13 protein-coding genes are annotated in these 12864 nt (G+C 41.4%); 6 read left to right on the top strand and 7 right to left on the bottom strand.

Annotation, left to right across the window (positions count from 1 at the left end):
* Window positions 1–33: 33 nt before the first annotated feature.
* The 3 genes from ACOTXR_RS22460 to ACOTXR_RS22470 all read right to left on the bottom strand — a co-directional run bounded on the left by ACOTXR_RS22460 (window position 34) and on the right by ACOTXR_RS22470 (window position 3309).
* Window positions 34–210, bottom strand: coding sequence for a hypothetical protein (locus ACOTXR_RS22460; protein ID WP_000070862.1), 177 nt, complete (start codon window positions 208–210; stop codon window positions 34–36).
* Window positions 207–1898: a DUF4942 domain-containing protein gene (locus ACOTXR_RS22465; protein WP_000096325.1), complete on the bottom strand. Its 1692-nt coding sequence runs from the start codon at window positions 1896–1898 to the stop codon at window positions 207–209. Before ACOTXR_RS22465 ends, ACOTXR_RS22460 begins: the two co-directional genes overlap by 4 nt.
* Before the next feature lie 247 nt (window positions 1899–2145).
* Complete coding sequence (locus ACOTXR_RS22470) at window positions 2146–3309, bottom strand: hypothetical protein (RefSeq protein ID WP_000114860.1); 1164 nt, start codon at window positions 3307–3309, stop codon at window positions 2146–2148.
* A 369-nt stretch (window positions 3310–3678) separates the two neighbouring features.
* Between ACOTXR_RS22470 and ACOTXR_RS22475 the strand changes: the two genes are divergently transcribed.
* Window positions 3679–4491 (top strand): DNA adenine methylase, encoded by an 813-nt coding sequence (locus ACOTXR_RS22475; RefSeq protein WP_001121574.1) that lies wholly within the window; start codon window positions 3679–3681, stop codon window positions 4489–4491.
* 8 nt (window positions 4492–4499) lie between these two features.
* Here ACOTXR_RS22475 and ACOTXR_RS22480 read toward each other — a convergent pair whose 3' ends face one another.
* The 4 genes from ACOTXR_RS22480 to ACOTXR_RS22495 form a co-directional block, all read right to left on the bottom strand.
* Window positions 4500–5354, bottom strand: coding sequence for a hypothetical protein (locus ACOTXR_RS22480; protein ID WP_000970401.1), 855 nt, complete (start codon window positions 5352–5354; stop codon window positions 4500–4502).
* Between the two features lie 234 nt (window positions 5355–5588).
* On the bottom strand, window positions 5589–6305 hold the full coding sequence (locus tag ACOTXR_RS22485) for a zinc finger-like domain-containing protein (RefSeq protein ID WP_000838219.1): 717 nt from the start codon (window positions 6303–6305) through the stop codon (window positions 5589–5591).
* The gene (locus ACOTXR_RS22490) at window positions 6302–6502 is read right to left on the bottom strand and encodes a hypothetical protein (RefSeq protein WP_000594930.1); all 201 of its coding nucleotides are present in this window, start codon (window positions 6500–6502) and stop codon (window positions 6302–6304) included. The genes ACOTXR_RS22485 and ACOTXR_RS22490 overlap by 4 nt, the downstream gene beginning before the upstream one ends.
* A gap of 19 nt (window positions 6503–6521) precedes the next feature.
* Window positions 6522–7574 carry a hypothetical protein gene (locus ACOTXR_RS22495; RefSeq protein WP_001065778.1) on the bottom strand — a complete coding sequence of 351 codons (1053 nt, stop codon included), beginning with the start codon at window positions 7572–7574 and terminating at the stop codon, window positions 6522–6524.
* A gap of 476 nt (window positions 7575–8050) precedes the next feature.
* Between ACOTXR_RS22495 and ACOTXR_RS22500 the strand changes: the two genes are divergently transcribed.
* From ACOTXR_RS22500 to ACOTXR_RS22520, 5 genes are all read left to right on the top strand, one after another.
* Window positions 8051–8923 (top strand): RepB family plasmid replication initiator protein, encoded by an 873-nt coding sequence (locus tag ACOTXR_RS22500; RefSeq protein WP_421767118.1) that lies wholly within the window; start codon window positions 8051–8053, stop codon window positions 8921–8923.
* Between the two features lie 1148 nt (window positions 8924–10071).
* Window positions 10072–10425, top strand: coding sequence for a hypothetical protein (locus ACOTXR_RS22505; RefSeq protein ID WP_000423602.1), 354 nt, complete (start codon window positions 10072–10074; stop codon window positions 10423–10425).
* A gap of 17 nt (window positions 10426–10442) precedes the next feature.
* Window positions 10443–10793 carry a type IV conjugative transfer system protein TraL gene (locus tag ACOTXR_RS22510; protein ID WP_001447770.1) on the top strand — a complete coding sequence of 117 codons (351 nt, stop codon included), beginning with the start codon at window positions 10443–10445 and terminating at the stop codon, window positions 10791–10793.
* 11 nt (window positions 10794–10804) lie between these two features.
* Window positions 10805–11593 carry a TraE/TraK family type IV conjugative transfer system protein gene (locus ACOTXR_RS22515; RefSeq protein ID WP_000783153.1) on the top strand — a complete coding sequence of 263 codons (789 nt, stop codon included), beginning with the start codon at window positions 10805–10807 and terminating at the stop codon, window positions 11591–11593.
* The gene (locus ACOTXR_RS22520) at window positions 11593–12864 is read left to right on the top strand and encodes a TraK domain-containing protein (RefSeq protein ID WP_000592092.1); all 1272 of its coding nucleotides are present in this window, start codon (window positions 11593–11595) and stop codon (window positions 12862–12864) included. Before ACOTXR_RS22515 ends, ACOTXR_RS22520 begins: the two co-directional genes overlap by 1 nt.

Consider the following 12864-nt stretch of genomic DNA (forward strand, 5'->3'; position numbering starts at 1 on the left):
CTAAATAACTGCACCAGGATATCATGAGCGTAATTAAAAGAATTCTTCATAACCGGGGTTTTCAGTTGAGTTTGCGGACTCTTTACTTTGCGGTTTCTCGCCCTCTATTTGAGTATCCCTGACAGGTTTGGATTTACCCATGCTCCTCTGAAAGGTATCCATAACAAACTCAATATCTTCTTCTGGCAGGCTGGTGGGTTGGTTGCTCATAGGACTTCCTCTTGTTGAATACGTTCGGCGTACAGGATGCGAACCGAAACGGTCGTGTTTTCAAACTCGTTCTCAAAAACGTCCATCCATTCCGTCCGGAATTCTTCCCCCAGAAGGTTATCGAGCCCCTGAAGAGATAATGGAAGAACGGCTGCTAGAGATCCCCCGGCTGCGAGATGAGATGCAGCTGCCTGGAGATGCAGCCTGGCCCGGTTATCGGCAAAAGGTGGGTTCATCACGACATAATCAAACTTCTTCTGTTGATTAGACTTAGACCATGTGAGGAAGTCAGCTTCTGTCGTATCGTATCCCTTAGCCCGGGAGATAAGGCAATTCAAAGTATCAAGCTCGATGCCAGTAACGATCACACCGGCAGGGAATGATTTAAGCAAATCCGCATGGCCAATATTAGGCTCCAGGAGGGTATCCCCTTCCCCTGCACCGAGCAGGGAATATACATATTCGCTGATTCGGCAAGATGAAGGGTAAAACTGATGCGATACAATATCAGGCATCTCCCCTATCTGGCCGATGTAACGAATAACCTCACACGGATCATAGGAAAATGTCACATCGTATTTTGTTACTGTTGCCCCTAAGAACCGAAGGGTGTCAGCGGCAACACTCGAAGATTTGCGTTCGGCGAGAGACCCTAAAGATGTCCAGCAACTCCATTTATTGTCCCCGTCATTTTTAAACATTAGTTCAGAAAGCTGCATCCGGGTATCAAAGTCGATGCACTGCTTAAGTACAGGGAATGCCTCCAAAGATTTCTTGCTATGAGCCATGCGGTCGGCAGGTAATGCCAGCGGTACGATAGCTGATAAAATATTGTTAAGCCGCTCGGCGATATCAGGGTGGACGTCAATATGCATTGATCCATTTTTGTAAACCCTGAAACGAATACTGTTGCCATCGATGCAGATCCATTTTCTGAACCCCTCATGTTCGACCAACGCCTCAACCAATGATTTGGTGTTATGGATCGCCTTCACCTGTTCGCCACGGAAGAATGCGCATATAACGCGGAGCTCGCTCAGTGGTGAAATGCCAGACTCTTTAAAATCCACCCTTAATTTCTGCCAGGGGTATTTAGACGGCTCGCAAACTCCGGTAGTGATCATGCGGGTGGAGAACCCAAAAGCTTTGTTTGTCTTATGACTGCGGCTCAGAGACTGGAAGACGTCGTAAACCCTTTCTTTAATAAATTGATTGCGGTCATTAAGCAAAGCAACGACTGTGCCTACTACAGCGTCAGCTGTGAAATCAGGGATCACCTGAGGCGGCATAATATAGCGGTCGGCCGTAAACTGCTTATCCCATTCGTTACGTTTGGCATCCGACATGATAGGCAAAACATCAGTGAGTGCCATAACGCGTTTCCAGTATTCAGATCTCAGAGCGTTTTCCGCGAACAAGGCATCCGCTTCAGAGATACTGTGGTTGTAGCCTGAGAGATAAGAATAAAGTTTCTGGTGATTGTGGGTTTTGAACTGGACAGCCATGTGTTTCAACAAGCAGAGTTCATCATTATAGGACTCAACAAGATCCGCGATAATGCCGAGCTCTTTGCGCATATCTGGAAGAAATGTTTCAGAAGAGCTAACCACCAGGCTATGAGAGGTTGTTAAAGCCAGTACGCTGTGACCTGCATTATCGGGTTTAGCTTCAGAATCAAGAGATGACATTTTACCGGTCCTTTAGAAAAAACTTTTACCAGGATAGCAACGTCGCTCTGTAACCTAATAGGTTCAGTGACACGAAAAAGTTTTTTATGTCTCTGAATAAAACTTAAAGATGTCAACTCATAGAAAGAAGCAAAAAAAAAGCCCCGCATAAACGGGGCAAGAACGATACATGGAGGTTTAAAAAAGGCGGGCAAAAAGCCTGAATCCTTAATGACTCTGACAAAACCAACACTTTGCCAAAAGTAAATTATTCTGCGTCCGGCTGTGGGTCAGTATCCTGATCGGTCTCTTCCCCTGCCTTCTTAGCATTTTTTTTACGTGGGTATTTTGGCTTCTCACCATTAAGTTTTGCCTGACGATTCTCCGCACGGCGAAGCTGCTTGTTCTCTGATTCTGTGATCTCTTTTGAAAGATTTCTCAGCATCTCCAGAGTACTGCGGTTCAACGTAATGTTGATTTCTTCGTCAGCACTTGAATCTGTCATCTCCGGCAATTCAATATCCCCCAGTTTCTGTAATAAGCTGGTGGTGATGAGTTTGACGCCTTCTACGGCTTTTGTGGCAATAACCGGCGGAATCCGTGCTGGCTTGAAGTCTGAAGGTCTGACTCGTACCTGACCATGTTGGGTTTTTTTCACCGTGATGCCATTCGCATCGGCCTGCTCAAGTTCCGCGATCATCTTCTTGATACGTGAAATTGCTTCTGTTTCACCGAGCTCATCGATCAGTGAAAGCACGTTAACATACGAAATAGCGTCAGCATGAATCCATTTCTTGATAACAACAGAACAGGTTGTCAGGCGGATAAGAGAACTGATGGTCGTCGGGCTTTTATTTTCACGTTGAGCAATTCGTTCGAGTGACCAGCCAGCAAGAGAATGTAGGCGACGATAGGACTCGCCAAGCGCAACAGGAGAAAGCGCAAGACCACGGTTACCATCAATGGTCGCGAGCTCACAGCCAATTTCATCTTCTTTAATCTCAACGCAAAGGATTGTGATGTCATGATCTTCATCACATGCCATCATTGCGGCTTTTAAACGGCAGTGCCCCTGGCGAACAAAAGGTACCCCATCAATGACACGTACTCGGATAGGGTCTACATAGTCACCTCGAATGTAGGCATTCTTGATGTTGTAGATGTGTTCTTCAACCTCAGGGAGCTTATAGTAATCGTCACCCATTCCCATTTCGCGGGAGTTGAAGCCTGGCGTGACCTGAATTACTGAAGGGTGGATAGCCCATGCTTTCTGGTCACTTACTTCAGTACAAAGTTCAGGGTTTGCATCACGGAACTGTTTAAGCCCAGTGACGTAACGACCTGTGCCAGTAACTACTGAAAAGGCAACATGGGCCGTTTTAAAGACCTTGTCATTAGCTTGCTGTGTAGGTTCTGTCAGTAAAACACTCATAGGGGCTCCGTTACATTTTTCTGCTTACTTTCTGCGTAGCGGGGATACTACCGAAAAAAAAATCCATAATTTTTCGCAAAAAAGGTACTTTTTGAGCCTATTCTGATTTTTCACAAAAAAAGAGGGCTCCCCATTTCTTGTGATGGCATCAAAATCGCTTCATAAACAAAGACATAAATCCAAAACATAAAGTTCAGGTATCAGTGAGGAAAAATCTTATAAATCCGCAATGCTGAAAGTCAAAACTGTGCGTCTTAAACAACTTTTTTTTGCTCCCTAAGTTATTAGTTAAAGCCCGTGGTTAGGTACGATACCAGCACCTAAATTTCTCTCTCAGGTATAGACACTTTGACTCGACATCTCAGACACATGCCGATAATCAAATGGGCTGGTGGAAAAACGAAACTGATGCCTTTCATCAGCCATCACTACCCACACGATCATAGTTGCCGGTGGGTAGAACCCTTTATAGGCGGTGGTGCCGTTTTTCTGAACATGTTTGCACAAAATGCATTGCTTGCAGATAGCAATCCAGACTTGATCAACCTATACAGGACTATTCAAAGACAGAAAACTAACTTTATAAATCAGGTCCAAAACCTAGCGGATAAAACCTTTGTCGAAAAGGACTACTATGAGATGAGGGACCGTTTCAACAAAACCTGTATTTCTGGTCAACCGCTTCAAAGAGCGGCTTTGTTTTACTCCCTGAATCGCCTGGGCTATAACGGTATGTGCCGCTATAACTCAGAAAGAATCTATTCAGTGCCCTGGGGGAAACATACAGAACTGAAGCTTGACTTCAATAAAATAGACTACCTTTCATTTCGTCTTTCAGGTATTGAACTGATCACCGCTGGTTTTGAGGAGACTCTGGCCGCAACCGGCGAAGGAGATCAGATTTATTGTGATCCGCCATATGACAAAACAAGCAAAACTAGTTTTGTCAGTTACGATGGTAAACCGTTCAGCCAAAGCGACCACGTGCTGTTAGCAAATATGCTCGTTGACGCTCACAGAAAAGGCGCTGCTGTTGCGATATCAAATAGCCTGACACCATTCACTTTGGGCCTCTATGAAGAGCGTGGATTCGTCATACACAGACTCAGCGCTTACCGATCCGTAGGAAGTAAGCCAAATACACGGAAAACGGAAACAGAAATACTGGCCGTGCTGAAATAGAGTTAATTCTAATCAACGGGGCTAATCCATTCCTGAAAAGTTAATACCTCAGGGTGAGTTCGTTGAACATAAGGTATAAACTGAAGCTCTTCTATTCTCCGGTCGCCCCTCTTTCCTTCGCAAATAAATGAAATGAGTCCTTGCTGAGAAAGCCCAGTAAGGACGCTCATAAGTCTTATATTTAGAGTTTTAAGCTGTAAGTCGTTATTAATGTCCTCCACTTTATGAGAGCTCTGGCCTGAACGTTTAAGATACTCGTAAACCATGAAATTCGAATTTCGTCGTTTTAACAATTTTTCGGTTATGCATTCCTGAATGAAACCGCCAAGAGCATCTAAAAGCGGACTGAGAACTACCGGGAAAGTTAATGTGTAACTTTGAGAAGTTTTAGACAAAGTAAATGAATTTAGAAAGCTAAAGTTAAGTCTCTTTTTTGAATATGGAGCGTAAGCGACAAGAGTAGTTGACATAACAGTAAGTAAAGCTTCAAGATGTTCCACTGTTATTAATGTGGTTTTATCTGTATTTCTTAGATTATGGAAATCAATAAACGCTACTCTTGAACGGCTAAGCCAATCTTGTACTTTAATGTCGATAGAAAATTGCGATATATGATTTGAACATTCATTTTGGTTGATAGGGCATGCAGACGAAAGATGGTTATGGATTATCATGCATAGCACAAAAAAAGGAAATCGGCAGGCTGTGGGGCATTGAAAACCGGTTAAAGAAAGCTTAGACGTTTCATATGCGCTTACCGGAAAAGTAACTTTTCTTAACGTTGGCTTTGACGATGTTCTTGCATTTTTACAAATGAAACCGAGACCCAGATCATTGTGCATTTTAAAGTCCATCTCCATCATCACCTTTTAGCCTTAACTGTATGGTATTGGTATACAAAAAATTAAAAATTATAATTAATAAGATTATCATTTTTTTACTATTGAAAAGGTTGTGATAGAGGGGAATTTAAATGTAAAAGATTTATACTCGCAGATCTTTATGAGGGATAAAACCCATTGCGTAAGCAACAATATTACGTGAGTGAGTCCTAACGACAGTTTAAGTCTTGGCTCTATATTTAAGCAGTAAAACATTTAACTGTCTTGGAGTTTACTTAACTTAAAAACTGTTATTGCAGCATAATTTTTCGAATCAAAATCATAGAATTTTCTGACTTTTCCAGTCAAATGATAACGTTCACCCAATAAAATGTGATCCTGTTTATCGGCCGTTAAAGCGATCCCGTCATTTCTAACTTTACCAGTAAATGTAAAAAAATAACTCCCTTTACTTTTTGCGTACGCGGCCCTGACTTCAGTAAATGTTAGTTCAATGCTTATGACCTGGCCGATATTGTAGCTATGTTTTAAAATTTCTTGTTCATTTTCCGGAGTTTCAGACAACATCACATCAAAGGTTGTAAAGAAACAATCCAGCTGGCGTTCTGTCAAAAAACGGTTATTGTCTAGTTGCGCCAATATACTATTAGAAAACTTAGTGTTAGCCTTTTTTGCTTTCTCAATAAGTACGTGGTTTCTGGATTTCCATGCTTCGAGTGTTGGGTTAACACGCAGTTCCGGAATGTTATCGAGAAAGGTAATTGGCTCTAGTACCACTAATTTTTCAATAATGGGTCCAACTGTTTGCACCCCATGACACTTTTCACATACATCAGCCCCTTTGTGGCCTGTGCCCGCACATTCGTTACATTCTCTTTCGATAGGTGCATAATAATTTCCATCTCCGTTAAGGGATACATTCACTGAGGCTGGTACCATATGACCATCAAGAGTAAAGAAAAGAGATTTCATTTTCGAAACACCTCCAAACGTGCCTCTACGATTGCTACAGCTTCTTTCACAGTTTTTTCATAGTGGTCATGCCCTTCAGGAAATTGGTCAAAACGTTTACCGTGTTCTAACTCTTCCATGTTGCGTTTAAGGACTTCATGAGTTAGAAGCAAATCATTATAATTATCGATAAGAGTCAGCTTTATAGGTTTAATCACTCAACTAATCCTCGGGTTTTTATTCCTTAAGGAGATCTCGAATTTCCAGAAGCTCTTCTAATTTTGGTTTAGAAAGAATGATTGCTGTATTTTCGTCGTTAAGTAAAGACAATAAAATATTTAGCTTTTCATCATTCAAGATTATTTGAACACCATCATCAGAAAATATTACATTTTTACTATCAACATTTTTGAACAAGTGTGCACTATCTCTACCAAATTTTAGTTCTGTTTGAGTATTCGTTATAGATTCCGTATGTGTACTTTCCACAAGCTCAAGAAATTCAGATTTTAGCCGTTCTGTTTTCTTATGCGAGAGGCGCTTAATACCCAAAGTCTTACGTGTGACTGCCGAATTTTTCTTTTCTGGTCCGCCTTTATTTAAGGTGTCTGGTCCTGCTCCAGCTGCATTGTGTTCAGGTATGCCTACAATTTTGCTCGTTGTAGTCTCAATATTCTTAACGCCAGGTAAGAAACCTTCTATATGTTTTAAAACCATTTTGTGATCGTTGGAATATTTTAACATTATTTCAATGGCGAGCGTTTTTTTGATTAGATTTAGGCTAATCAAACGTTGAAGCTCTAATGGCATATCAAGGATTTTTAGCATATTACGAATTGCGGTAGTTGATCGTTGATATCGCATTGCTAGTTCTTCAACCGAATACCCGAGACTAACAGCATGAGCTAATGCATGAGCTTGCCCAACCGGATTTAGCCCATTGCTTCTGTTACCATCGAGGTTCTCAAGGTATTCTTCAATTTCGTTTTTATAATCGATTAAGATAACAGATAATTTTGGAATATTAGCACCTTCAGAAATTGCTAATTTTAAGCCATGAAAACGAGTATGACCTTGACGAACTAAATATTTACCTTTTCTTTTTACGACCTTGATCATATCAACCTGCCTTCCTTCCTTAAAGGCTTGTTTGATTGACACAATCATCGATTTGACAGGTTCTTGTTCGTAACACAAATCTCCGATTACCGCCTCTCGGGGATTAAATCCCTTTTCAATTTCAACTAGATTAGTATCCACTTCAATGACTGTATGTTTGCTGTTGTTCATATCTTCCTCCTGTTTACTACATGATACATGAACCTCAAATTTGCCAAATAGGGCTGATACATCTAAAAGGTAAACTCAAAAAATTTGCTTAATAAAATTAAAATAAAAACTGTCTTGAATAAAACAATGATAGTAAACCCACTTTCATTTCCGTTTGCGATCTGTAGATATTGATAAAGGAGCGCTATTCCTTGTTTTATATGGACTTATCATTGTTTTCAACAGGTTAGATCAATTCTTTAGATCACTAAAGATCAATAGAGTTCAAGTAAAGATCACGGCATCTTTAACTCATTGATTATAGTAACTTTATGAAAGGATCCGGCATTCGGATGCATGCGAAAAGCATTTGAATGAATAAGGAAGGCATTTACTGGAATGCTTATGGCATTTAGGTAAATGCGTAAAAAGCATTTGCAAGAATATGTTATAAACAGTTTGCCAAATGAAAATCTTATCACCGACGAGTTAAGTTAATGATTAAAAACAACGAGTTAATCCATCCTTTTGACGTAACCAGTAATGAATCAGGTAAGACTTATCAACTGACGCCTAACTCGTCCAAGTCGGTTCAGCCCGTGGCCCTGCTGAGATTGAGTGTATTTACCCCTGTCGGCACAAAAGAAAACCGCGACCGAAACTTTGAAGTTGATGCCTCTGATGAGCTTTCGTGTATGGAAATTGCAAGATCGGAGGGTTATGACGACATCAAGATAACTGGTGTCAAACTATCTATGTCTACCGACTTTAAGTGCTGGCTCGGGATCATCATGGCTTTCAGTAAATATGGTTTTACTTCCGAGAAGATTAGCCTGACTTTTAACGAGTTTGCGAAGATGTGTGGTATCAGTTCAACAAACATCAACAAACGAACTCGTGCGCGCTTTAAAGAGTCATTAATGAACCTTGCATCGGTAGTGCTTGCCTTCTCAGACTCTCGTAGTGGTCGGTTCACAGTAACGCATCTGGTGCAGAAGGCTATGATTGATCCAAGCGATACTGTTGAGCTGGTTGGGGATCCTTCTATGTGGGAACTGTATCGTTACGACCATAAGACATTGTTAAGCCTTCAGGTTCTATACATTTTGGCTAAAAAAGAAGCTGCGCAATCTCTCTATATTTATTTTGAAGCAATGCCAGCTGGTACGTTGTTCGTTAATATGAAACGGTTGAGGGAAAGGTTGCTTCTTACAACCCCTATTCGTACGCAAAACCAGATAATTCGTAAAGCAATGCGGGAACTTGAATCTATCGGATATCTCGATTATCAAGAAGTTAAGAAAGGTCGCGACATACAATTTCAGATCTTCAAAAGAAGCCCTAAGCTGGCCCTTGCCAAACAAGGTTGAAAGCTATCTGGTATGCACTGGTTATAACCTGCTGAAAAATAAGTTATTTATCAGTGCTATGCTTAGTGCTTCTTTTACTACTGGTCTTACATCTCGGCTTAATGTGCAAAAAAGTAACTTTTCAAACGAACTCCTGACTATTCATCTGTATGCCTTTCTGACTCAAGCGTACATGCTAGCCCATTCATTAAATGCCGTTGAGCAAGATGGTTTCGTGCGCACTCTATTCACGTGAATGCCTTTTGTGGATTACGCCTCTTACATTCATACAAATGCTTTTGATGTCGGTATCCCAAAAATTCATTCATTGAAATGCTTTTGTTTGCCACTGTATCCCGAGCATAGCTATGCAGTGGTATAAAAAGGCATTTTGGTGAATGGCATTAGGTCGAATGACACACAGTTCAGCTTTGTTAAGAGCGAGAATGGTCCAAGACATCTATGACATTGGGCATCAGAAGGACTATGTGCTTGATATGAGATCAAAAAAATATCAGAAGCATCACAACTCCAATGGCATTCAAAGAAATGCCTTTGTTTTGTTAGTACACCAAACAACCCAAAATTCATGCAGTTATATCAAAGACTCATTCGCAAAAGGACTCAGCCAGAAAGCATTTGCTTAAATAGCATTGGCCAAAAGCATTCGAATGAATGATGTTCGTATGGACAAGACAAAGTCCCACTCACGCCCAGAGGTGTAAAAGGCATTTAGATGAATGACGCACCGGCCCGAGGATTGTATGTAGTTTCTCCAACTGATAGTTGCCGAACCAGGGAGCACAGTGATATGCGGCCTTCTCAGAATCAAGAGATAGATAATAAGGGAACAAAAAAGATTAGATATGAAGCTTAGTTACCTGCCCGATATCTAGTTAGAGCTTTTCAAACCATCAAAAGTGACTTTTATGCTTGAGGAGTCTCATCAGCTTCAGGATTGAGCTTAACGTAATCTTACCCCCTCCCCTCTTTCAAACTTTTACTAAGCGTTCACTGGTACCTTTCAAAGATTATGCTTTAGGCCCTTTGCTTAAAAATTCACCAATCGCTAAACGTTAAAAAAAGGGGGTTTATGCGAACGGAAGGATCGGAATAAAAAAGTATTATTCATTCGCGTTTACGTGAACTCAAATCTACACGGAGTAATTATGGAACTTTCTTTAAATATTGGCCTTAGTGAAAAGAAATCTAACACGGCTGCACTTTTTAAAACAAAAAGCGCAAAAGTGATTTTGTTTGTTCTGCTGACCGTGCTTTTTTGCGGTCTGGCATATGCGGGTTCAGATGATGGGGCACTGGGAGATATTTGGTCATACATGAGTGAAAGTATGACTGGAGCTCCGGGCAAAATTCTGGCAGCCGCGATGTTGATCTCAAGCGTATATTTCTCTGTCCTTAAGCCTAACCCGGGCCTGGCACTGGTTTCATTATTCATGATGCTGGTAATGGCCAACGGCGAGAAAATTATCAGCACCTTTATGGATGCTGGCGTACCGCTGTAATTTATTGTTAATCATGCATGAGGGGGTTCATCCCCCTCTCTGGATTTTTAATGAGTAAGCAGAACGACGTTCCTCAGCATACCTATAGATTCCCTTTCAGGATCAACATGCCTCTACTGATTTTGTTTTGGGATGCCAAAAAATTAGGGCTTGCATTCATTCTGGTTGCATTTGGGAATATCTTCGAATGCTTCGGGTTTTCTGTTGTAGCAGCGGTTGTGTATTGGATTGCGTATAACAAAGCAGCTGAGTCAGGAATAAGAGGATTGCTAAAACACAAACTCTGGTGGCTCGGTTTTTTGCCAGGTAAAGCAGTTTTTAGTAGCCGTTATTTCAACGATCCATTTATCAGAGATTTGTATTCTTGATGGAGCTATGAATGAAAATGCTAAGTGGCATTAACATCCCTTTTTTCAAAAAATCTAAAAAGGATGAAAACGGTGATCTTGAACAGTCATACGTAAAGAAAGATGAAAGTGCTAAGGGACGTTTTTTGGACATTAAAAAACGATTTAGCCCACAAGCTGAAGCGTCAGGTGCTGGAATTACATACAGCGCCCTGATTAATCGTGATACAAAACTTATCCGCATTAATACTGTTTCAATAGCCGTCATTGGGTTATTGGTTGCAAAGATTCTTTTTTTCACTGACCCAGTGACGATTGTTACCCCTCCAAACATGAATGAAGAGATCACGGTTGTTGGTAACAAAGCATCGGAATCTTATAAAACACAATGGGCTCTCTTTTTTAGTACCCTTTTAGGGAATATTAATCCAACTAATATTTCCTTTGTGACGGCCTATGTCCTCGATGCCCTTTCACCTGAACTACAGGCTAAAACGAGTGAGTCTTTACAGGAGCAGATAAATATCATGCAGGCTCGTGGTGTTGAGCAGACCTTTAAGCCTAATGATATTTACTTTGATCCAAAAAATGACATGGTCTATGTCTGGGGTACCAAAACGACTCGACTTGTAAATGTTCCGGACAAAACTGAATCATCGAAATGGACTTATGAATGGGTTCTCGGGATGAAAAATGGTCGCCCAAGAATTGCATATGTAAATCAATATTCCGGAACACCGAATATTAAAAAAATTACGATAAACGGCAAAGAGCAACTGGCAACGCTGGATAATCCGCCACCGTCTACAGGTAACAAGTGATGATTAAAAAAAAGGGCTTAGGCTTCAACGCAATTACAGCATTGATCATGCTCACGACTTCGAACTGCGTAATCGCTGAAGAATACCAATTGCCAGCAACAATTAATAACCCGGTTGTAATGCCAGTTGGTGCTGACGGATTTCAGAATGGAGCTGCAAAAGCCATTATTCCGGGTCAAGCTGGTTCTGAACAGTCAGGTGCACAAACAAACCTTAGTGAAGCCGGTAATGCGCAGGGACAAAAACCTACAACTGATCTCCCTACCGTGCAACTTTCCCCAGCCAGCAATGCTTCGCCTGCGGTAAGCGCTATTACTGGAGCATTATCAAATAATCCTAGTCTCCCCGGATTTGACGCACAGACCCGATCTGGTGCAATTGATAGCTATGGGAGACCAACAGGTACCTCTTCCCAGCAGAATGCAACCAATGCGACCGCCACGTCAAAAGCCGATGAACTTTATGTCGAAGCTCGTAACCGATATAAAGAAGTTCAGCGTGTAAATGTGCCGCCTGGTGGGAATGTGGTACTGCCAGTTTCACGAGGACTTCAAAACAGAATATCGACCAGCTTCAAGAATGCTTCTGTCAGTACTTCTACCCCTGCTGAAGAGGCAAGCATATTTGTTAATGGTGGCGATGTCTTTATTTCAACTAATACCGATAAACCAATCGGGATTATGTTGTCTGAAGATCAGGTACCTGAATCGACCTATAACCTGACCCTGGTACCGCTTGATGTTCCCGGTGCGATGATTTCAGTTACTACATCTTTAAGCCCATCTATGCAAGCCAAACGTGAAACCTCATTGGATAAGCAAAACTATGAGGAAATGTTGGCCCGCTCCCAGTCAGAAGAACTGGCTCCAACGGATCCAAAACAAGACGATCATAAACAAAGAATCATTGATTTATTGACTCCTGTGGCTCTTGGTGAGGTCCCTTCAGGATTCAGTTTACAACAGGACCGACTTTCTCGTATTCCTGCGCCAGAGCAGTCACCATGTAACTTTAATATGTATGCAAAGCTCGGTCAGAGACTGGTTGGCTCACGTGAACTTATTGATGTAATTCTTGTGAAAAACGATAAACCATACGGTCAAATCGTTGCTGATCAGCAGTGTATGGCAGAAGGCGTTATTGCAAGTGCTTTATTTGATAAAGCATACCTGCAACCGGGAGAAGAAACAGAGCTTTACATAGTCCGGGATAAATTGTTCAAGGAACGCGAGGCCCGGGTTACAACCAGACCAAGTCTAATCAGAAAATAA

The organism is Enterobacter cloacae complex sp. IR53030, from assembly GCF_049238365.1.
Taxonomy (GTDB): domain Bacteria; phylum Pseudomonadota; class Gammaproteobacteria; order Enterobacterales; family Enterobacteriaceae; genus Enterobacter; species Enterobacter kobei.